At 42.8% G+C, this 21085-nt stretch carries 19 protein-coding genes; 4 read left to right on the forward strand and 15 right to left on the reverse strand.

The features are described 5' to 3' along the window. Nucleotides 1-5 precede the first annotated feature (5 nt). The 9 genes from EC328_RS08595 to EC328_RS08635 all read right to left on the reverse strand — a co-directional run bounded on the left by EC328_RS08595 (nt 6) and on the right by EC328_RS08635 (nt 8544). The gene (locus EC328_RS08595) at nt 6-1223 is read right to left on the reverse strand and encodes a CdaR family protein (protein ID WP_128426404.1); all 1218 of its coding nucleotides are present in this window, start codon (nt 1221-1223) and stop codon (nt 6-8) included. After that, nucleotides 1207-2037, reverse strand: coding sequence for a diadenylate cyclase CdaA (cdaA, locus tag EC328_RS08600; protein ID WP_128426405.1), 831 nt, complete (start codon nt 2035-2037; stop codon nt 1207-1209). The genes EC328_RS08595 and cdaA overlap by 17 nt, the downstream gene beginning before the upstream one ends. Nucleotides 2038-2139: 102 nt before the next feature. Next, a complete protein-coding gene (locus EC328_RS08605; RefSeq protein ID WP_128426406.1) occupies nt 2140-3360 on the reverse strand; it encodes a CapA family protein in 1221 nt (406 codons plus the stop codon). 41 nt (nt 3361-3401) lie between these two features. Further along, complete coding sequence (locus tag EC328_RS08610) at nt 3402-3968, reverse strand: DUF5317 family protein (RefSeq protein WP_128426407.1); 567 nt, start codon at nt 3966-3968, stop codon at nt 3402-3404. 58 nt (nt 3969-4026) lie between these two features. Beyond that, a complete protein-coding gene (locus tag EC328_RS08615; RefSeq protein WP_128426408.1) occupies nt 4027-4572 on the reverse strand; it encodes a rubrerythrin family protein in 546 nt (181 codons plus the stop codon). 209 nt (nt 4573-4781) lie between these two features. Further along, nucleotides 4782-7268: an FAD-dependent oxidoreductase gene (locus tag EC328_RS08620; RefSeq protein ID WP_128426409.1), complete on the reverse strand. Its 2487-nt coding sequence runs from the start codon at nt 7266-7268 to the stop codon at nt 4782-4784. Then, nucleotides 7253-7558 carry an ArsR/SmtB family transcription factor gene (locus EC328_RS08625; protein WP_206363843.1) on the reverse strand — a complete coding sequence of 102 codons (306 nt, stop codon included), beginning with the start codon at nt 7556-7558 and terminating at the stop codon, nt 7253-7255. Before EC328_RS08625 ends, EC328_RS08620 begins: the two co-directional genes overlap by 16 nt. A 128-nt stretch (nt 7559-7686) precedes the next feature. Beyond that, entirely contained in the window at nt 7687-8169 is a 483-nt protein-coding gene (locus tag EC328_RS08630) for a ferritin (protein ID WP_128426411.1), read from the reverse strand. A 90-nt stretch (nt 8170-8259) separates the two neighbouring features. Next, complete coding sequence (locus tag EC328_RS08635; RefSeq protein WP_128426412.1) at nt 8260-8544, reverse strand: hypothetical protein; 285 nt, start codon at nt 8542-8544, stop codon at nt 8260-8262. Between the two features lie 139 nt (nt 8545-8683). Between EC328_RS08635 and EC328_RS08640 the strand changes: the two genes are divergently transcribed. The 3 genes from EC328_RS08640 (at nt 8684) to EC328_RS08650 (ending at nt 13300) form a co-directional block, all read left to right on the forward strand. Then, nucleotides 8684-9352 carry a Crp/Fnr family transcriptional regulator gene (locus EC328_RS08640; protein ID WP_128426413.1) on the forward strand — a complete coding sequence of 223 codons (669 nt, stop codon included), beginning with the start codon at nt 8684-8686 and terminating at the stop codon, nt 9350-9352. Between the two features lie 325 nt (nt 9353-9677). Continuing rightward, nucleotides 9678-11471: an ABC transporter ATP-binding protein gene (locus EC328_RS08645; protein ID WP_128426414.1), complete on the forward strand. Its 1794-nt coding sequence runs from the start codon at nt 9678-9680 to the stop codon at nt 11469-11471. Nucleotides 11472-11482: 11 nt separating this feature from the next. Further along, complete coding sequence (locus tag EC328_RS08650) at nt 11483-13300, forward strand: ABC transporter ATP-binding protein (RefSeq protein WP_128426415.1); 1818 nt, start codon at nt 11483-11485, stop codon at nt 13298-13300. Here the strand turns inward: EC328_RS08650 and EC328_RS08655 are convergent. Genes EC328_RS08655 through gcvT form a run of 6 tightly spaced genes read right to left on the reverse strand, consistent with a single transcriptional unit; the run spans nt 13297 to nt 19711 of the window. Beyond that, complete coding sequence (locus EC328_RS08655) at nt 13297-13944, reverse strand: phosphatase PAP2 family protein (RefSeq protein WP_128426416.1); 648 nt, start codon at nt 13942-13944, stop codon at nt 13297-13299. The genes EC328_RS08650 and EC328_RS08655 overlap by 4 nt on opposite strands. A gap of 46 nt (nt 13945-13990) precedes the next feature. Next, nucleotides 13991-15406, reverse strand: coding sequence for a dihydrolipoyl dehydrogenase (gene lpdA, locus EC328_RS08660; protein WP_128426417.1), 1416 nt, complete (start codon nt 15404-15406; stop codon nt 13991-13993). 9 nt (nt 15407-15415) lie between these two features. Further along, nucleotides 15416-16870 carry an aminomethyl-transferring glycine dehydrogenase subunit GcvPB gene (gene gcvPB, locus EC328_RS08665; protein ID WP_128426418.1) on the reverse strand — a complete coding sequence of 485 codons (1455 nt, stop codon included), beginning with the start codon at nt 16868-16870 and terminating at the stop codon, nt 15416-15418. After that, on the reverse strand, nt 16870-18213 hold the full coding sequence (gene gcvPA, locus EC328_RS08670) for an aminomethyl-transferring glycine dehydrogenase subunit GcvPA (RefSeq protein WP_128426419.1): 1344 nt from the start codon (nt 18211-18213) through the stop codon (nt 16870-16872). The genes gcvPB and gcvPA overlap by 1 nt, the downstream gene beginning before the upstream one ends. A 1-nt stretch (nt 18214) precedes the next feature. Then, nucleotides 18215-18598 (reverse strand): glycine cleavage system protein GcvH, encoded by a 384-nt coding sequence (gene gcvH, locus EC328_RS08675; RefSeq protein ID WP_128426420.1) that lies wholly within the window; start codon nt 18596-18598, stop codon nt 18215-18217. A gap of 12 nt (nt 18599-18610) precedes the next feature. Continuing rightward, entirely contained in the window at nt 18611-19711 is a 1101-nt protein-coding gene (gene gcvT / locus EC328_RS08680) for a glycine cleavage system aminomethyltransferase GcvT (protein WP_128426421.1), read from the reverse strand. 154 nt (nt 19712-19865) lie between these two features. Here gcvT and EC328_RS08685 point away from each other — a divergent pair, with 154 nt between their 5' ends. Then, on the forward strand, nt 19866-20990 hold the full coding sequence (locus tag EC328_RS08685; RefSeq protein WP_128426422.1) for an aldo/keto reductase: 1125 nt from the start codon (nt 19866-19868) through the stop codon (nt 20988-20990). Nucleotides 20991-21085 lie beyond the last annotated feature (95 nt).

Consider the following 21085-nt stretch of genomic DNA (forward strand, 5'->3'; position numbering starts at 1 on the left):
CCCCCTTATTCCTCAATAAGATTTATAACTGCAATATTTGGTACTACGGATTCAATAGTAACATCAGGTACTGACGAGAAGCTCAAACCGATCTCATGGTTTCCGGCCTCAAGGTCCTTCAGGTCTAAAGCCGGTTTGAAGTCTGTTACAAAATCCATGCTCTCAATGATTGATTTATATCCTTTGACTACAACCGTATAGACCATTCCATCGTCCATTTCTCCAAGTCTCAATCCTTCAGGAAGATTTAATATCATTACCTGATCAAGTGTGAATTGCCTTGTTTCCTCAACCGTCTCCTCTACCTTGTAGGATACTGTTATTTTCTCGTTTTGATTCAGCATCGTTATCCCGCCGGGTAGATTTAGCTGGACTTCGACCGAGTTGTTGTCGAGCAAGCCATTGACATCTATGGGCATTGTCTCTATCCTGTCGAGAAGATCGACACTCTCATCGCCCTTTAGCATGACCTCTTCAGGTGAAATAGTTATCTCCGTTAAAGACAAGCCTTCCGGCAACTCGTTTACAGTTGTAAGCTGTACAGGTACCAGCGCAGTTTTGAATACAGGCAGTGTAATGTCAATTATTCCAGGTTCTTTTTCGACTCCTCTTACCTCTTCTCCGGAATCTGTGACGGCCTTTATAGGCACCGACAGATTTGTAATATTAGTCCTTCCTGAAATATCTACCAGAGCAACCGCTGAATCCACCTCATTTACCCACGTTCGGGGACCTCTAAGCAGTATGCTTTGCGGCCTTGCGAGGATTTCTCCCAGAACATAGCTCTCAGGCAATTCGCCGGAGGTAGTTATTGTTATTGGGATCTCCTTAGTAATTATCCTGTCAAAGGTAAACAAGACCTCCTTTGGTTCATAACTCAATATTGATATTCCTGAGGTCTGATCCAGGATGCCGACTGTTACCGGTACCTTGACCTGTCCCTCACTATAGCCGCTCAAATCGACCTGTGCAAATATATTTGAAGTCAGGAATTTGTCCATATCAGCCTTCTGGCCGCTGACTCTAACGTTTATCTTTACTTCCTCCGGTCCCATTATTACAAGTCCTTGTCTGTCCAAGGCTGCAGTATTTGCATAAGTTACTGCAACATTTCTTACAGGCTTTTCAATTATGGGATTGGTATCACTCATGACATAACTCCACAGAAAAATGGCTATGACGAGAGTTAGAATTTTTGCTGTGATATCACTCTTCCTCTTCATCTTTTCGCCTCCATCTCATAATGAACGTCTGGTTGCTCCCCTTCGGTTTATACATGTCAATTAATATCTGCCTAAGGGTCTTTGCATCTAGATATCTGGAGATAGTTCCATTTTCAGCGATGGATATTGCACCAGTTTCTTCTGAAACTACGATCGACAGGCTGTCAGACCTTTCAGATATACCAAGAGCAGCTCTATGCCGAGTTCCCAGCTCTTTACTGACTGTAGAGCTGTCGGTCAGCGGCAGGAAGCAAGCAGCAGCCTTTATGATATCGTCCTTTATTATGACAGCTCCATCGTGCAGCGGAGTATTTGGAATAAATATATTTATGAGAAGGTCGCTGCTTACGGTTCCTCCTATCTTTGTTCCGGTCTCTACGACCTCGTTAAGACCTGTTTGCCTTTCCAAAACCATAAGCGCTCCTATTTTTTGTCGCGACAACGAGGCTGTAGCTTCAACTATTTCATCCACAACCCTTGACATGTTTTCTCCCCTTATTTCAATCAGGGATTTCGAGAAAAATCTGCTTCTCCCTATGTACTCAAGTCCTCTCCTGAGCTCAGGCTGGAAGACAATGAGTATCGCCAAAGTTCCCACAGTCATTGCATTGCTAAGTATCCAGTTGATAGTGTACAACTGGAGCCATTCACTTACCTTTGTAAGTACCAGCAATACCCCGATCCCCTTGATCAGCTGTTCAGCCCGGGTCTCCTTAATGAGCGTGAACAGCTTGTAGATGACCAAAGCTACTATGAGGATGTCTACGATATCCCTTATTCTTATGTTTGCAAAAATGTCGGCCAGGTATTGCAATCAAATCACGCCTTTTCTCTGGGATCCTTCAATTCTATTATACATTAGCAGCGCTTCGATTTGTATATATAAATATATCCTACTTTTCAATAATAAGCCTGATCAATTTGATCCCTCGAGAGTATCCATGGTTTCGTCAAGGGATTTCCGGATCCTGAGCGTCGTTTCAGGAGGAAGCTCTAATACAAGCTTTCCTGAGAGCACATCCTCAACAGGAAGCACCCTGTAAGCATACTTGCCGTTTCCTGTACTCCATCTGTATACCCAGGTTGGTATGGGTGCCAGTGGTTCTATCAATACCTCTCCAGTATCCCATTTTTTAACGATCCTGATGGAAACCAGGAGTCCGTCCTCTGTATATGATACACCCATAGTTTCATACCTTTGATTGGACAACAGATTCCCCATGGAATAAACCACTGGTATATCCTTGCCCTCGACGCTTATTGTTTCCATTTCCTGGATGACATGCGGGTGGCTCCCAAGGATCAGGTCAGCGCCATTTTCAGAAAGAAATTCTGCAAGTGAGCGTTGCTCATCTGAAGCATCTCTAAGGTATTCATGGCCCCAGTGGAGATAAACTATGATGACCTCGGCCCCATTCATTCGTGCCTCGGCAATACTCGTTGAGATACTTTCGGCATCGATGAGGTTGACCATATTCTGCAGTTCCTCAGGCGTCAAAAGGCTCTCAAGACCGTTAAGACCAAAGGTATAGGACAAAATTCCTATCTTGACTCCCTTGACCTCTTTTATTATATAGTCCCGCTTTTCTCCCCTGCTTGTTCCAATATATTCCAGCTGTCTTTTTTCAAGCTCCTCTATGGTCCTAATGATCCCATCTCTTCCCATGTCGGCAGAATGATTGTTTGCCGTCACGAGAATATCAAAACCCGCTTCCTTGATTCCATCCAGAACCTCCTTGGGACTTCTGAACCTGGGATATCCCCTGAGTGTTTCACCTTCACCCGCAATAACAGTCTCGAGATTGGCAATAGCAAGATCCACTCCCTGGAGATGACCCCTTAAATATTGAAATGGAGCTGAAAAGTCATAGCTTCCATCCTCTGCCTTGGCGCTTACTACCTGAGGATTATGAAACATTATATCTCCAGCAGCGATCAAAGTTACTATTGTGTCCTCTGGCACAGGTACCGGCTCTTCAGGTAGAGGTAAATCAGTAGCAGGAGCATCCACAATCGGGATAACGTTTTCATTTTCAACCGGAACAACCCCATTTATCCTTGCAGTGACCACTTCGCCTAAGATAAAGATGCCTGCAAATAATAAGACGGCTGCAATTAAGAATGACAACTTTTTCATAGCACCATCAACTCCGACAAGTACATTTTATCTTTTATTTCTCAGCTATGCAACGCTTTAGATGAAATCATATATTTATGAATAATTAGAAAAATTCCAGTTGAAAGAATCAGGTCACCAATACTTGCAGCCTTCGGGGTAACAATGGGTATCGGTATCACATCACAAAGAAGCTTCAAGCTGGCTGTTTCGTTCATCAGCTGATGAACCGAAGTTCCTCCAGTCTGGAGGACTGAAAGCTGTTCAAGCAATCCGAGCCTTTCCAGAACTGCAGGGGATACGGGCATCCTTCCGCCATTTACAAAGGAAGCGATCATATTGAGAAGCATACCAAGAGACGAAAGAATATATCCCGTATCTCTTGAAGATATCAGTAGACCTGCGATTATTGCAATGCTTGAAGCTGCCTGAAACCATTTAAGGTTATTGAATACCATATTTGCAATATCGCCATTGGAAAATCTTAAGGTAAATATCTGAAAGAAATAAACTGAAATTCCCGCGGCAATGAGAGGCCAGCCCTTCAGTGGTAAATCCTCGAGGTTGGAAAGCTTTCCCTTCCTGATATATCCTATGATAATCACCAATAAAAGCGTCTCAAAAAGCATTCCCAACATCCTTCCATTATCTCATACAATGAAACAGACGCCATAGGCGTCTGTCATTTTAGTATGCTACAAAAACTGATTTTTTTGCATTACAGATTGGACAGCTGTCCTCTTCACCTGTCAGGGAAATGTATCCGCAAACAGGGCAAAGCTCAATGGCTTTAGCCTCGAGGTCCTTTCCAGCATCCACAGATGCTTTTGCCAGTCTGTAGCAATCAGCATGTACCTGTTCAGCAGCGACAGCAAATTTCATGGCTTGTACTGCTGCTTTTTCACCCTGCATTTCAGCAACTGATATGTAAGCAGGGTACATTTGAGTAACCTCGTGCATCTCGCCAGCGATTCCACCTGCAAGGTTCTCGGACGTTGTTCCCAGTCCGAACTCTCCTCCGGATACTACTGTGAAACCACCATGGATATCCTTAAGCGCTTTGAAGTGGAGCGTCGCATGTACCTGCTCAGCATCTGAAGTAGCCATAAAAAGTCTTGCTACAGCTGGAAAACCATCCTTTTCAGCCTTCTCCGCCCAGATCCTGTATCTCATGTGGGCTTGACTCTCACCACCAAAAGCGGATCTCAAATTGTCCTGGGTCATAGCGTTCATAGTAATTCCTCCTTTTTGTTTTCTCAAGTAGTTTTTGTGTTTGGTCAATTATTGCTGTAATCATTTCAAAATTAACCACTAAGGTCATTATACCCGATTCCTATGGTCAAGTCCATACCGTAATTGGGAGTAAAACCCACCTTATGTTTACCCAAAAATAAGAGAATTATCAAAAAAAGACCAGGTTATCCACCTGGTCCTTCGCGATTCTAAATAAATAGATTCATGTTTGAACTATCTGATGCATCGAGCATTGTAGCTACTCCACCAATCTCAACTCCATCGAGTAACTCCTCTTGAGTTATACCCATTACATCCATAGACATCTGACAAGCAACCATCCTTATTCCGGAATCTATACCTGTTTTGATAAGCTCTTCCAGAGATGATATGTTCTTATCATTCATTGCCTTTCTGATCATCCTTGGACCTATTCCAGCCATGTTCATTTTTGAAAGGCCAAGCTTTTTACTTCCTCTTGGCATCATTTTGCCGAACATTGAAGCCATGAAATCTTTCTTTACATTTACAGGCTCAGGCTTTCTTAGTATATTCAAGCCCCAGAAGGTAAAGAACATAGTTACCTTATTCCCCATTGCAGAAGCCCCGTTTGCTATTATAAAAGATGCTATAGCTTTATCAAGATCACCACTAAAAACGATCATGGTTTTTTCCTTTACAGGGGCGGACTTGACTTGGGAAGCAACAGGCAGCCCACCCTCAAGACCTTTTCTGATTTGAACCACCCACTTGTTAGTGAGCTTTTCATCGCAGATAAATGTATTATCTGTATTTCGACACCACGCTCTTATGTCGCTTAGGAAGCCCGGGTCCGTAGCGGATACTTCCAATATATCTCCTTCATTCAATGTCTTCATTCTGTCTGCAACCTGGATAATAGGCCCCGGGCAGGAAAGACCACAAGCATTAAGCTTTACTGTCTCACCTGATGGGGTTACCGCCTTTCCCACGGTCACGTTTGATACTCCCGAATCAGAGAATGACTTTGGTTCCTGAGGTTCAGCCTTATCGCTTTGCCTGTACATGTTTTTATAGGTTGTGAAACCTCCAGCCAGGTTCAAGGCTTTGTAGCCATTATCCTTAAGAACTCTTTCCGCAATATATCCCCTTAAACCGACAGCGCAAAGTGTTATATAAGTCTTGTCTCTGTCCAGCTCATCCAGTCTGCCTCTTAACTCACCCAGGGGAATGTGTATAGAGCCTTCTATTGTTCCGATCTCTCGTTCAATATCCTCACGAATATCAAGAACCTTATGCTGATCCTTATCCAGGGAATCCAGTTCTCTCCACAATACCTGCTCGGTCATTCCCCTCATAAGATTGTCTGCTACAAATCCTATCATGTTTACCGGATCCTTTGCTGATCCATAAGGTGGAGCATACGCCAGCTCAAGGTCGATCAAGTGCTCTATCTTTCCACCAAATCTAATCGCAGTTGCAATTACATCTATCCTCTTGTCTACTCCATCATATCCTACGATCTGTGAACCGAGGATTTTACCCTCCATATCGAACAACAGCTTCATGGTCATAGGCAGAGCTCCAGGATAATACCCGGCGTGGGAGTTCTGGTGAATAAGAGCTATGTTGTAATCTTTCTTATACTCCTTGCCCATCCTGTTCAAGGTCTTTTCATTTACACCGGTACTTGCAACAGCAAGATCGAAAACCTTGGCGATACTGGTTCCCTGGGTCCCCTTGTACTCTTCCTTATAGGTTCCGAGGATATTGTTCGCAACTATCCTTCCCTGCTTGTTAGCCGGTCCAGCCAGTGGAACCATTGTTTGTACCTTATTTACATAATCCTCAACCTCTATTACGTCTCCTATTGCATAGATCGAATCGTCAGAGGTTTTAAGGTACTTATCTACGACTATTCCACCTCTTTGGTTCTGTTCAAGTCCAGCAGCCTTGGCAAGCTCTCCATTTGGCCTTATGCCTATAGATAGTATTATTATGTCCCCGGATACTTGAGCACCTGATTGAAGCGTGATAGTTGTCGATCCGTCTCCATATTCAAATTTACTTACTCCATCCTTCAGATGAAGCTCTACACCCTTTGTCTTTAAATGCTCGTGGACTATCTGAGCCATTTCGTAGTCTATTGGTGCCATTACCTGATCAAGCATCTCAACAATTGAAACCTTTAAACCCTGGTTATGGAGATTCTCAGCCATCTCAAGGCCTATAAAGCCCCCGCCTACAACTACGGCGCTTCTGGGTTTTTTATCCTGAAGATATGATTTTATGGCATCTGTGTCTGGTATGTTCCAAAGACTGAAAATATTCGGGGAGTCAATTCCCGGTATCGGCGGTTTTATTGGGCTCGAGCCTGTGGAAAGCAACAGATAGTCATAGCTTTCCTTATATTGCTCTCCTGTTTTTATGTTCTTCACGTCTACCGTCTTCTCTTCCCTGTTGATCTTCGTTACCTCTGACAGATTTCTGACATCGACGTTATATTTACTCATTATGGTTTCCGGTGTACTTACCAGAAGAGAATCTCTCTCCTCGATAGTTCCACCAATGTAATATGGAAGACCGCAGTTCGCAAAGGAAATATATTCTCCTCTTTCAAATAGTACTATTTCTGCACTCTCATCAAGCCTTCTCAATCTGGCAAGTGCGGTTGCACCTCCCGCTACACCACCTACTATTACTACTTTTCTTGACAATTGGACTCCTCCTCTAAAAATAACTGGTTTATGATCGATTCTGCTTCCCTGCTTGAGACTGAATAGTATACCTCAGTCCCTCTCCTTTCATCCTTCACCAAACCACCAAGCCTTAGCTTGGAGAGATGCTGAGATATGGTTGATTGCGGGATGTCAAGACACCCTTGCATATAGGTGACATTATTTGCTCCCTCTCTTACCAGTCCCCTAAGGATGCAGAGCCTTACACGATGTGACATCAGTTTAAGCAATGCTGCCTTCTCCTCCAGCTTGCTAAGATCGTATTTCATCCTCAACCTCCAATCATAGGATATTGTTAAATATTCTCATATCTCAATATTAGAATATTAGCATATATATGTCAATAGTAATCAAAAAATAAAAAGCAACCCGTGCAGGGCTGCCCTTTCTTATAACTTTATCTTGCTCCAAGCTCCTTATCTATCATCATCAAGCCATGGAATTGGTGCTGAACTCCCTTAAGCTTGAATATGATGTCCTTCATATTATTCTCTTCCTCGACTTGTTCTTCTACAAACCATTGCAGGAACTGGATCGCCGGGTAACATTTCTCCTCGGTTGCAATATCAACAAGATTGTATATCCTTGATGTTACAAGCTTCTCGTGCTCAAGTGCCGCCTCAAAAACCTCCAGGAATGATCCGTAGTCATTCTTAGGCTCAGTCATTGACTTCATAGTTACCCTTCCATCCATATCATTGATAAACCCATAGAATTTCATTGCATGCTCATATTCCTCTTTTGCCTGCTCAACCAGGAAATGGCTCATTCCTCTCATGTTTTCTGATTCGCAGTAAGCTGCCATGGCAAGATAATAATAGCCTGAAAGCAGTTCGAAGTTAAATTGGTCGTTTAGTGCTGCAAGTAATTTTTCGTTCATTTTATCCTCCTGTGATAATTTGATTTGCTCTATTCGCTCAATTTTATGTATACCCATTAAGATCGGTTATAATCAGCCTGAGGCCAGGCATCACGATCTGGGATCGTATATTGCATAGACTGAATAGACTGAAAGATTGCTTTCTGCCATTAGCTTGACAATAATGGGAATGGATTGAGTTAAAATATTCAGCTCAATACCATTGTACTTAAATATAACATCCTCTTTCTCAACCAGCCTTGATATGTTAAGTAAGCCGGTAAGACTTTCCTCTACCCTCGGAAGGTTCATACCTCCGATCTGAAAAAAAACCCTCTGTTTTTTTCCGCTATAATCCCTATGATCGATTCTGTTTATAAGTAAAATCTCATTCATCTTCTTACCCCTTTATCTCGAGCTATGTGGATATGATACCCAATACTGAAGCGTTGACTCTATTTTTCTCTATTTTTCTTTGTAACTTACCGGTTATTTGGGTATAATGACTTAGTATCGGTAAGGAGGTGGAGAAGCTATGGATGCGTTGGAAAAATGTATTTTATTCAAAGGTGTTCGGCTTGAGGAAGCTATCGGGCTGATCAGTGGAACGAACTCCCTTAGAAGGACTTATAATGCTGGTGATTATATTGCATTGGAGGGTGAGCCGTGCGATCATCTCTCAATAATACTGGAAGGTGAAATCGAGATCCATAAACCCTTCTCATCAGGGAAGGTTGTAACTATAAATCACTTCAGCGCCGGAGATGTTTTCGCTGAGTCCTTGGTTTTTTCACACAAGAAGGAGTATCCTGCAACGGTTTTATCAACTACTGAGAGCGTCATACTTATGATACCCAGGGATGAGCTGGTTTTGCTGCTTACAAAAAATGGCAGGGTTCTCAAGAACTTTGCAGGTGTACTCTCTAAAAGGATCCATATGCTCAATGACAGGATTACAGATCTCTCTCTGGATACCGCCAGGAAAAAAATTGTTAATATTTTGCTTTTGGAGTATAGTCGTCAGAAATCCAGATATATTGCTCTTCCTTACAGCAGAAAGAAAATGGCAGAGCTGATAAATATCCCGAGACCTTCTCTCTCAAGGGAGCTTATCCGGATGAAGGAAGATGGGCTGATCGATTTCTACAAAAACAGGTTCAAGATCATTGATCTTAAAGCTTTGGAGTCGATACTCCAGCAATAAATATGCTCCTTTAATCGACATTGCTCTATTCATAGAATATCCTTAAAAAATAAATGTTGACATTTACTCATTTTAGTATAAAATGAAATTTGAGGTAAAAGAAAGGAGGTCGTGAAGATGATAATCAGAATAAATGAAAGCATTGCTAATAAAATAATCGTAGTTTCTGGTCACGACCTATGCTCTGGTATCAGGTAAACTAGTACTTTAGCCACAGGCGTACGCCTATGGCCTTTTTTTTGTCCTCGTTTTCTTTATTATGCTAAAGCAACTGACATGCCATAGGTCTATGACTTATGGCATTTTTATATTGGGAGGTTTTACTATGAAGGATGTGAAAAAAATTCTGCCCTTTACCAAGGGCTACGCCGGACTATACTTGCTGGGTATACTGGCTGTTATAATATCTCAGCTGTTCAATACTCTGGGTCCTCTTATAATAGGAACTGCAGTAGACTCAGTAATTGGTGACAAGGCTGCTTCGTCTGCAATAGCCGGCAGCGTTATACAATTTCTTGGAGGAAGGGAAGTATTAAGGGACAGTCTGTGGATAATCGGAGCAATAATAGTTCTAAATACTGTATTAAGAGGAATCTTTCTATACCTAAAGGGTTATTTGTCGGTTAAAAGCGCAGAGGATATCTCCATGAAGATCAGGAATTCTCTTTATGATCACATACAAAAGCTGCCCTACAGCTACCATGTGAAGGCAGATACCGGAGATCTTATACAAAGGTGCACATCCGATGTTGAAACTATTAAAAGGTTCCTATCAGTGCAGCTGATCGAGGTTGCAGGTTCATTATTCATGTTGCTGTTTATACTTCAGATAATGCTTAGACTCAATATTAGCATGGCTCTTGTATCCGTGGCTCTCCTGCCCTTTACCTTTGCATTTGCCCTTATTTTCTTCAGGAGGGTCCAAAAGGATTTTAAAGAATCAGATGAGTCAGAGGCGAGGCTTACAACTACCTTACAGGAGAATCTTACAGGGATAAGGGTAGTGAAGGCATTTGCAAGAGAAGCATACGAACTTGGAAAATTCGATATCAGAAATAGCGAGTACAGAGTTCTTGTTAATAAGCTAATTATGAATCTGGCAATGTACTGGTCAGTTTCAGATTTTATCAGTATGCTTCAGGTCGGCCTGACAATAGTGGTAGGTACCTGGATGGTCGTTCAGGGAAACCTGACACTTGGTGTCCTTATCTCTTTTATTAGCTACGTCAATATGATGGTTTGGCCAGTGAGGCAGCTTGGAAGGACCCTCACTGACATGGGAAAGGCAACTGTTTCCATTAAGAGAATTGATGAGATTTTTTCTACTCCTGTTGAGGTACTCGTAGAGAATGGGGAAGAACCTGAGGTCCATGGAAATATCGAGTTCAGGGATGTTAGCTTCAGCTACGAAAAGGACAGGATGGTTCTGGATCATATAAGCTTTTCTGTAGAAAAGGGTCAGACCTTGGCTATAATCGGCTCAACCGGCTCAGGAAAAAGCTCATTGGTCCATTTGCTGCCAAGACTTTATGATTACGATGACGGCTCAATTAAAATTGATGGAAGAGAGCTTAAGTCGATCGACAGACAGTGGGTAAGAAAAAATGTCGGTTTGGTTCTTCAGGAGCCATTCCTTTATGCAAAAACGATCAAGGAAAATATTAGACTTACAGATCCCACTAAGGAGGATAATACTGTTTTTACAGCTGCAAAGACTGCATCTATCCACAATGATATACAGTCATTTGATAAGAAGTACGACACTCTCGTAGGAGAAAGAGGGGTGTCGCTCTCAGGGGGTCAGAAGCAAAGGATGTCGATTGCAAGGACAATAATAAGCGAAACCCCGATAGTCATATTTGACGATTCACTCTCTGCAGTTGATACTGAAACAGATGTACAAATAAGAAGAGCTCTTTCAGCCAGGAGGAACAAATCCACAACGATAATAATATCCCATAGGATTTCTACAGTTTCCGAGGCAGACATTATTTTAGTCATGGACAAAGGGAAAATAGTTCAGAAGGGTACACATGAGGAGCTTATCAATACAGAAGGGCTATATAAAAGAGTTTATGAGATCCAATCATCAATTGATGAGGATCTGGAAGCCGTTTAGGAGGTGGATCTATGGATGAAGTAAAAAATAAAGCACCGAAAGTAGATCTGAGGGTATGGAAGGATTTCTTTACCTATCTGAAGCCCTATAAAAGGGAATTCCTTAGGCTTACCGGAATTATGGCTGCCTTGGGCGCTATGGACAGTACCTTTCCGCTGTTGACAAAATATGCGGTTGATAATTTTATAGAAAAAAACTCCCTCGATGGGCTTGGGGGCTTTATAGTTATTTATATTCTTGCTGTTGCGCTGCTAAGCGGTATAATATTTGTCTTCATAAAGCTTGCGGGAAGACTTGAAACCTCAATGGCACACGATATAAGAAGGATAGGGTTTGTAAGGCTGCAAGAGCTTTCTCTGTCTTATTATGACGATAAGGCAGTTGGGTGGCTGATGGCAAGAATGACCTCCGACATAAACAGACTCAGCGAGACTATAAGCTGGGGGTTGGTGGATTTGGCCTGGGGTATGACGATGATGACAGGAGTAACGATATACATGTTTATTCTGAATGCAAGGCTTGCAGCTATAACTTTGTCGGTTATTCCTATACTTGCAATCATAAGCGTCTACTTCCAGAGAAAGATATTGGTCGCACAAAGAGAGGTAAGAAAGATAAATTCACAAATAACCGGTGCTTACAACGAGGATATACAGGGAGCTAAAACAACGAAGACTCTGGTAAGGGAAATATTGAACCTTAATGAATTCTCTGGTTTGACTTCTTCACTCAGAAACAGCTCTATCAGAGCCGCGGTACTATCATCAGTTTACCTCCCTATAGTAATCGGCCTTGGCAGTGTTGGGACTGCACTTGCATTAAGCTTTGGAGGAGGGTATATCCTTACAGGAGCGATAACCTACGGTACCTTGGTTGCTTTTATTTCCTATACCTCTCAATTTTTTGAACCTGTAAGACAGATGGCAGTAATTTTCGCAGAAATACAGGGTGCACAGGCATCTGCAGAAAGAGTATTTTCTTTACTCCGTGAGGAGCCTGCTATTAAGGACAGCGAGGAAGTATTGAACAAATATGGCGATATATTCGACCAGAAAAAAGAGCTTTGGCCAAGTATAAAGGGAAAGGTGGAATTCAAAAACGTAAGCTTCCATTATAATCCTGATGAGCCCGTTCTCACCGACTTTAACCTTTCAGTGGAACCAGGCCAGACGATCGCTTTGGTTGGCGAAACCGGGTCAGGGAAGTCCACTATAGTCAATCTGTTCTGCAGGTTTTACGAGCCTGTTAAGGGTGAGATACTGATCGATGGTTACAATTACAAGGATATGCCACTCAACTGGATCCATGATAATCTTGGCTATGTTCTTCAGGCACCGCACCTTTTCAGCGGAACAATCAGGGATAATGTAAGATATGGTAAGCTTGATGCAACCGATGAAGAGATAGAGGAAGCCTGCAGGCTTGTCAATGCACACAGCTTCATAACAGAGATGAAGGATGGGTACGATACCCAGGTAGGAGAGGGAGGAAATCTTCTATCGACAGGTCAGAAGCAATTGGTTTCATTTGCCAGGGCTATAGTCAGAAACCCGCAGCTGTTTGTCCTGGATGAAGCGACATCATCGATCGATACCGAGACAGAAAAGATAATCCAGGATGCTATTTCCAGGGTGCTTGAGGGCAGAACCAGTTTCGTAATTGCCCACCGGCTGTCTACCGTTAGAAATGCTGACAGGATACTGGTTATCAGGGATGGAAGGGTTATAGAGGATGGAACCCACAGAGAACTTATAAAGGCAAGAGGCTACTACTACAGCCTTTACAGCAATCAGTTTATGGATGAAAAGAGCAAGGCGATCTTAGGTTAACTAAGAGCCTTGCTCTTTTTCTTATTATACAATTGATCTATCAGTCTTGCAGATGCCAGATAGTATAGGTATCCGCCTGCATATCCTCCTAAAATATCTGTTGGCCAATGGACACCCAGCGAAAGCCTGCTAAGTCCCATGATAACTATATACAGGATAGCTGCTGCATATGGAATTCTTGGATCGGTTTTACCCTCCTGCTTCCTTGCTATTAGAAATGCTATAGTCAGAAACATGGACATTGAAACCATGGAGTGACCGCTTGGATAGCTAAATCCTCCCTGCTGGACTTTAAAAAATTCCTCAGGCCTGACCCTTTGAAATATCTGCTTGAGAGTATGATTTGCAATCCAGCTTCCCAATGATGCAGATAAAAGCATGCAGGCAGAATAATTGTACCTCTTGATCAGCATATAAGCAATTACCAGTCCTACAGCAGGAAACAGAAACAACTCCGATCCCAGGAATGAAATTACCTTCATAAATGCCAGCATTCCAGGGCTCTGATTTTCACTGATCCTTATCAAAAGCTTTTCATCGAAGAGGATACCCTTGTTATCCCACCCTGAAAGTAAACCCAAATAGATCAAGATTGCAAAACTAAAGATGATCAAAATCTTCCTGGCATTTTTCATTTTCTGCATTTCCCTCTTTCTAAAAGAAGCAACGGGAAAGCCCGTTGCTTCTTTCTCAACCTCTTCTTTTCTTTTTTGGCGCTATATGGATAGCAGCCTCATCCAAGCCCAATGCTGCCTCAAAAAAAGCCTCTGACAGGGTTGGATGTGCATGGATCGTACGCTTGATTGCAGATACATCCATGTTGTTCGATATTGCCAGTGCACCCTCGTGTATCAGGTCATTTGCATGAGGCCCGATGATGTGTACCCCCAATATCCTGTTGTCTTCATTGGATGCAAGGATTTTTACTATCCCGTCTGTCTCCCCTAAGGATAGAGCTTTGCCGTTGGCTGAGAACATGAATTTGCTCGATCTGTAGTCTATGCCCTTCTCCTTTAGCTGCTCCTCTGTGAATCCAACCTGGGCAACCTCAGTCATTGTGAATACGCATGCAGGCCAGTGCTCGTGGTTTAAATCGGGCTTATGACCCATTATGGTTTCAACGACATACTCGCCCTGTGATGATGCAACATGAGCCAGCTGAATCCCCTTGGAATTTACATCACCAATAGCATATATCCCTGGTACAGTAGTCTCATAGCTGTCGTTGACTTTGATGCCTCGTCCCGAGAATTCTACTCCGATTCCCTCCAGGTTTAATCCCTCAACCAAAGGGGCTCTGCCAGATGCTATCAGTACATAATCGCCAATTACTTCAATTTCCTCGTCCTTTTCCTTATAACGTGCGACCACCTTCAGATGTTCGCCGTCCTTTGTGATCTCCTTTGCCCTGATGTCGACATAAGTTTCGATCCCCTGCTTCTTCAACATAGGAGTCAGTCTTTTAGCTATCTCCTTGTCTCCATCCTTCAGTATCCTGGATGCCAGAAGTATTACGTGAGAACCCAACTCCTTGTAAATGCTTGCAAACTCAAGTCCTATTACTCCACCGCCAACAACTATAAGTGTTTCAGGTACATGATCCAGCTCCAGAAGATCGTCTGAAGTGATCACGCCCGGAAGGTCTATACCTTTTGTCTCAGTCATCTGGGGAAATGAGCCTGTTGCAATTATTATATTGTCAGCCTCTACTTCCTTGGAGCCACCCCCATTAAGCTGTACGTTAAGGGTGTTCTTATCCTTAAAGGATGCCTTACCCTGTATCAGTTCAATATTTTGGTAAGAACCGATCAGCCGCTCAATGCCGCTGACCAGGTCGTTTACTACCTTGTTTTTTCTTTCAAGCAATGCCTTCCCATCAAGACTGAAGCCATCCACCTTAATGCCAAACTCATGTGAATTCCTGAGATCTGACAATATCTGAGCATTTCGAAAATAAGTTTTTGTCGGTATGCAGCCTCTGTTGAGACAAGTTCCTCCTATTTCCCTGTTCTCTATAAGATAAACCTGGGCTTCCAGCTGTGCAGCCCTTATTGCAGCGACGTAGCCTCCAGGCCCGGCACCGATTATAGCAATTCTTTTTGTCAAACGGTACACCTACCCTTCATATTTGACGATTATATCACGGGCAGCCTTTACTTCGTTTGGTCTTCGTACTACTGTGTCGTGAGGTGCTGATTTGACCATCTCAGGATCCGCTTCTGCTTCCTCGGCTATTTTTATCATGGCTTGGATAAACTCATCAAGAGTCTCCTTGCTCTCAGTTTCGGTAGGCTCTATCATAAGCGCCTGGTTTATGATCAGCGGGAAGTAGATCGTAGGCGGATGGTATCCCATATCCAGCAATCTCTTGGCAATATCTAAGGTAGTTACTTCGCTTAGGGTATCCTTCAAGCCGCCAAGGACAAATTCATGCTTGTATATAGTATCTATCGGCAGATAATAGTGATCCTTCAGCTGACTCATAATATAGTTTGCATTAAGAACAGCCATTTCGGAAGCCTTCTTAAGACCATCACCACCCAATGTCAGGATGTAGGTGAATGCTCTTACAAGAATACCAAAGTGTCCGTAGAAATCCTTTACCTTACCTATGGTATTTGGATAGTCATAGTCGAAGAAATATCTTTCCCCTTCCTTTTCCACCATTGGAACAGGAAGGAATTCAACCAGTTCCTTCTTGACCCCTACAGGTCCTGAACCAGGTCCTCCTCCACCATGTGGAGTTGAGAATGTCTTGTGAAGGTTGAAGTGTACTACGTCAAAGCCCATGTCACCAGGTCTTGCGTGGCCCATAATAGCATTAGCGTTTGCACCGTCATAGTACAATAATCCGCCAGCATCATGAACAATTTTCGCTATTTCCAGAATACCTTTGTCAAATATACCAAGAGTATTTGGATTTGTAAGCATCAAGCCTGCAGTATCTTCACCAACAGCTGCTTTAAGGGCATCAAGGTCAACCAGTCCGTCTTTAGTGGATTTGATCTCAACTATCTTATAGCCGGCCATAGCTGCAGTAGCAGGGTTAGTGCCGTGAGCAGAGTCCGGAACTATGATCTTGTTTCTATTAAGATCTCCTCTCTTCTCATGGTATGCTTTTATCAGCATTATTCCAGTCAACTCTCCATGTGCACCGGCCGCTGGCTGTAAGGTCATTCTATCCATTCCGGCAACTTCACACAGATACTTTTCCAGCTCATAAAGCAATTGCAGAGATCCCTGGATACAGTCCTCTGACTGGTGAGGATGAAGATTTGCAAAGCCATCGAATCTTGCAGTATCCTCGTTAATTTTTGGATTGTATTTCATTGTACAGGAGCCCAGCGGATAAAATCCCGTATCGACTCCATAGTTTTTGTTGGATAGATTTGTGTAATGTCTTATGACATCAACCTCAGTTAACTCAGGAAGCTTCAGCTCCTCCTTACTGACGAAGTCATCTGGAATAAGGCTGCCAAGCTCCTTGTCCTCCACATCAAGCGGCGGAAGCATATAAGCTTTCCTTCCTGGTTTGGAAAGTTCGAATATCAATTTATCGTATTTTCTCATTATATCCCCTCCAATACGCCAGTCAGCCTATCAATTTCTTCCTTCGTTCTCTTCTCAGTGACTGCATATAGGATACCGCCCTTCATTTCAGGATACTCCTTGCCCAGGTCATAGCCGCCGATCATATTCTCAGCTCTCAGGGCTTTATTAATATCCATAGGATCCTTGTCTGAAACTACTGCAAACTCCTTGAAGAATGGTTTATCGAACATAGGCTTGTATTTTCCTGACTTTGTCAGTTGCTCGAAAGCATAATGAGCCTTCTTGGTTGACTGCATAGCTACCTCTCTCAAGCCTTCCTTTCCGAGAGTAACCATATAGACAGTAGCTGCCAGTGAGTTTAATCCCTGGTTAGAGCAGATATTTGATGTCGCTTTTTCTCTTCTGATATGCTGCTCTCTTGCCGTTAGTGTAAGAACGAATGATCTCTTGCCGTCAAGGTCCTCTGTTTGACCGACGATCCTTCCGGGAAGCTTTCTAATATAGTCGTTCTTTACAGCCATAAATCCAAGGTATGGGCCTCCGAAGCTTACTGGTATACCCATCGATTGTCCTTCGCCAACCACAACGTCAACTCCCAGGTCACCAGGCTTCTTCAAGATGCCAAGGGATATTGGGTCAACTGACGCTACAAATGTAGTTTTCTTGCCTTTGTGAGCAACTTCTCCAAGTGCCTTCAGATCTTCGATTATACCAAAAAAGTTAGGGCTCTGTGCTATAACTGCAGCTGTATTGTCATTTACCAGACCTTCCAGGGCCTCGATATCAGTCACTCCATCCTTGATGTCAGCTTCGATGACCTTCAAATTCTGAACATGGGCATATGTGTGAAGGATCTTTCTTGCATCAGGTTTAACTGATTTGGATATTATTATTTCGTCCTTCTTTGAGTATGCTGCCGCCATAAGCGCAGCCTCAACAACAGCTGTTCCTCCGTCATACAAAGAAGCATTTGCAACATCCATTCCAGTCAGATTACAAATAAGTGTCTGGAACTCGAATATATACTGGAGAGTTCCCTGGCTTATTTCAGGCTGGTATGGTGTATAGGAAGTATAATACTCACTTCTTGATATTATATGGTTCACAACCGATGGGATATAGTGGTCATATGCGCCTGCACCTAAAAAGCTTGTCAGTTTTGTCATTGAACAGTTCTTGTCAGCCAGGCTCTTAATGTATGACACTACCTCCAGCTCGCTTTTGGATTTGGGAATGTTAAGCTCCCTGTCCATGTGGACCTCTTTCGGGATATCCTCAAACAACTGGTCTACGCTTTCAAGGCCAATGGCCTTGAGCATTTCCTGGATATCCTCAGGTGTATTGGGTATATAGGGATGCATATTATACCTCCTCAGCTAAAAACTTTTCGTAATCCTCACTTGTCATTAATTCATCAAGCTCAGCCTTGTCAGCTATCTCTATCTTGATCATCCAGTTTTCGAAAGCATCTGCATTAAGAAGTGCCGGATCATCAACCAGTTCTTCATTTACCTCTACAACCTTTCCGCCAACTGGCAGATAAACGTCTGACGCTGCCTTAACTGACTCAACAGCTGCAAATGCCTCTCCCTTTTCAAATTCATCATCGACCTCTGGAAGCTCAACATAAACTATGTCTCCAAGATGATGCTGCGCATAGTCTGAAATCCCTACAAATGCAAGATCTCCCTCGACCTTTACCCATTCATGATCCTTAGTGTAATGATACCCCTTTGCAACTTTCATATTTGAACCCTCCTATTTTTTCTTATTCAAAAATTTTTTGCTTATTACCTTCGCTTTGGCAAATTTGTTTCTGATCTTTATATCAAGCTCAGTACCAAGCTCAGTGTACTCAGATTTCACAAGAGCATTGCCTATGATCTTACCTAAAGTCGGACTCATGTAGCCTGTGGTTACATGGCCTATCTTCTCTCCGTCTTTATAGATTTCATATCCTTCTCTTGCTATTCCCCTGTCGATCATCTCAAAGCCCACCAGCTTGCGCTTAAGGCCTTCGCTCCATTGTTTGTTCAGAGCTTCCTTTCCAATAAAGTCTGATACCTTGTCAAGCTTGACGAAGTATTTAAATCCAGCCTCCAATGGTGATATGGTGTCGTCGAATTCATGCCCGTAAAGAGGCAGCGAAGCTTCGAACCTCAAGGTGTCCCTGCATCCCAACCCGCAAGGCATGATCTCCTCGTCCTTGCCAGCTTCAAGGATAGCATTCCAGACCTTGACTATCCCTGTGTTGTCTGTATAGATCTCAAATCCGTCCTCTCCGGTATATCCAGTCCTTGAAACCATACAATCGACACCTGCAACAGATACGTTCCTTTCAAGGAAGAAAAACTTGATTTGTGAAAGATCAAAATCGGTCAATTTTTGGAGAACCTTTTGTGCCATCGGACCCTGGATAGCCAACTCACCTACTGTGTCGGAAATGTTTTCGGTCGCGACATCGAAGTCTCCCTTGTTAGCAAGTATCCATTTATAGTCCTTGTCGGTGTTTGAAGCATTAACTACCAGGTAGAAATCTTCTTCGCCGAATCTGTAAACCAGAAGGTCATCGACGACTCCTCCCTCAGGGTTGCAAAAATGTGTATAGATGATTTGGTTGTCGACCAGCTTGGTTACATCGTTTGAAACCAGGTAATCAACAAAGGCCAGTGCATCCTTGCCCTTGACAGTGATTTCTCCCATGTGGGATACATCAAACAATCCCACAGCGTTTCTAACTGCCTGGTGCTCAGGAACTAATCCCTTGTACTCCACCGGTAAAAACCAACCGGCATAATCGACAACATTCCCCCCCAGCTTGACGTGTTCTTCATAAAGCGGGGTTTTTTTTGCGTCCATTTAATCACTCCTTCCCATTTGTTGTGTTATAATCTCAATATGCTACACTAATTCTACCCCTTAAGGTCTCCTCTAAACTGAGAAACCTAAAAGATAAGCTAATTCAGTGCTGTAGCGGGTAGTATGATTTCATTATACATAAGGAGGTTTTTATATGCAATACCGTGAGATTACCAGTGAAAAGTTAAATGTTTCACTATTAGGTTATGGATGTATGCGCTTTCCAGTGGTGGGAGGAGATAATTCAAGGATAGATTTTGAGGAATCGGAAAAGCTTCTTAAGTATGCGATCGAAAATGGTGTAAACTACATCGATACGGCCTACCCCTATCATGGCGGGAAATCTGAGGATTTTGTAGGTCAGGTACTGTCCCTCGGATTGAGGGAAAGGGTATATCTCGCGACAAAAAGCCCTGTCTGGCTCGTCAAAAAATATGATGACTTCATAAAATATTTGGATGAACAGCTCGTTAATTTACGGACAAATTACTTTGATTTTTATCTTCTCCACTCCCTTGATGCAGAATCCTGGAAAAAAATCGTTGAGCTTGAAGTATTCGATTTCATCCATGAAGCGAAGTCTTCAGGTAAAATAAAAAATATCGGGTTCTCATTTCATGACGATCTTAAAGTATTCAAGGAAATAATAGATTCTTACGATTGGGACTTCTGCCAGATCCAGCTGAACTATATGGACACAGGATATCAGGCAGGACTTGAAGGATTGATGTATGCGAAAAACAAAGGAATAGATGTTGTCGTAATGGAGCCCCTAAAGGGAGGGAAACTGGCAAATATTCCTCAAAAGTCAAAAGAAGCTATTGAGAGCAAAGCTTCTGAAAGGACTGCTGCAGAGCTTGCCCTTAAATGGCTGCAGCAGCTGGATGGTGTCAAGGTTGTTCTCAGCGGAATGTCAAGCATGGAACAGGTGGAGGAAAACATCAAAATTTATTCTGATAATACTCCTTTGTCGGAATCTGAGCTTGAGGCAGTGGATTATCTTAAATCCTTCTTCGAGAGCAGGATTGCCGTTGGGTGTACCGGATGCGAGTATTGTCAACCCTGTAAAGCCGGAGTTCGGATACCTGGAATATTTGAGCTGTACAATAATCTTACGGTATATGAGACTGTTGACCAGTCGAAATCATCATACAAAGGCTATGTAGAGAAAGGAGCCTCTTCACTTTCCTGTGTTGAATGTGGAGAATGTGAAGCGATCTGTCCACAGCAGCTTTCGATCATCAGTCAACTTAAGGATGCACACAAAGCCTTGATATAAGCGATGCCCTGACCAAATTTGACCAGGGCATTTATTTTCCCACATTATCCACATTATCCACAATCCACAGTGGATAAATTTGAAACAGTTTCAAA

The organism is Gudongella oleilytica (assembly GCF_004101785.1).
Classification (GTDB): Bacteria; Bacillota; Clostridia; order Tissierellales; family Tissierellaceae; genus Gudongella; species Gudongella oleilytica.

Bases quoted from the DNA above. Each gene is read 5' to 3' on its own strand.
- EC328_RS08595 (WP_128426404.1), bottom strand. From the start codon at position 1,223: ATGAAGAGGAAGAGTGATATCACAGCAAAAATTCTAACTCTCGTCATA.
- EC328_RS08605 (WP_128426406.1), bottom strand. From the start codon at position 3,360: ATGAAAAAGTTGTCATTCTTAATTGCAGCCGTCTTATTATTTGCAGGC.
- EC328_RS08610 (WP_128426407.1), bottom strand. From the start codon at position 3,968: ATGCTTTTTGAGACGCTTTTATTGGTGATTATCATAGGATATATCAGG.
- EC328_RS08615 (WP_128426408.1), bottom strand. From the start codon at position 4,572: ATGAACGCTATGACCCAGGACAATTTGAGATCCGCTTTTGGTGGTGAG.
- EC328_RS08625 (WP_206363843.1), bottom strand. From the start codon at position 7,558: ATGAAATACGATCTTAGCAAGCTGGAGGAGAAGGCAGCATTGCTTAAA.
- EC328_RS08630 (WP_128426411.1), bottom strand. From the start codon at position 8,169: ATGAACGAAAAATTACTTGCAGCACTAAACGACCAATTTAACTTCGAA.
- EC328_RS08635 (WP_128426412.1), bottom strand. From the start codon at position 8,544: ATGAATGAGATTTTACTTATAAACAGAATCGATCATAGGGATTATAGC.
- EC328_RS08640 (WP_128426413.1), top strand. From the start codon at position 8,684: ATGGATGCGTTGGAAAAATGTATTTTATTCAAAGGTGTTCGGCTTGAG.
- EC328_RS08645 (WP_128426414.1), top strand. From the start codon at position 9,678: ATGAAGGATGTGAAAAAAATTCTGCCCTTTACCAAGGGCTACGCCGGA.
- EC328_RS08650 (WP_128426415.1), top strand. From the start codon at position 11,483: ATGGATGAAGTAAAAAATAAAGCACCGAAAGTAGATCTGAGGGTATGG.
- EC328_RS08655 (WP_128426416.1), bottom strand. From the start codon at position 13,944: ATGCAGAAAATGAAAAATGCCAGGAAGATTTTGATCATCTTTAGTTTT.
- gcvPB (WP_128426418.1), bottom strand. From the start codon at position 16,870: ATGAGAAAATACGATAAATTGATATTCGAACTTTCCAAACCAGGAAGG.
- gcvPA (WP_128426419.1), bottom strand. From the start codon at position 18,213: ATGCATCCCTATATACCCAATACACCTGAGGATATCCAGGAAATGCTC.
- gcvH (WP_128426420.1), bottom strand. From the start codon at position 18,598: ATGAAAGTTGCAAAGGGGTATCATTACACTAAGGATCATGAATGGGTA.
- gcvT (WP_128426421.1), bottom strand. From the start codon at position 19,711: ATGGACGCAAAAAAAACCCCGCTTTATGAAGAACACGTCAAGCTGGGG.
- EC328_RS08685 (WP_128426422.1), top strand. From the start codon at position 19,866: ATGCAATACCGTGAGATTACCAGTGAAAAGTTAAATGTTTCACTATTA.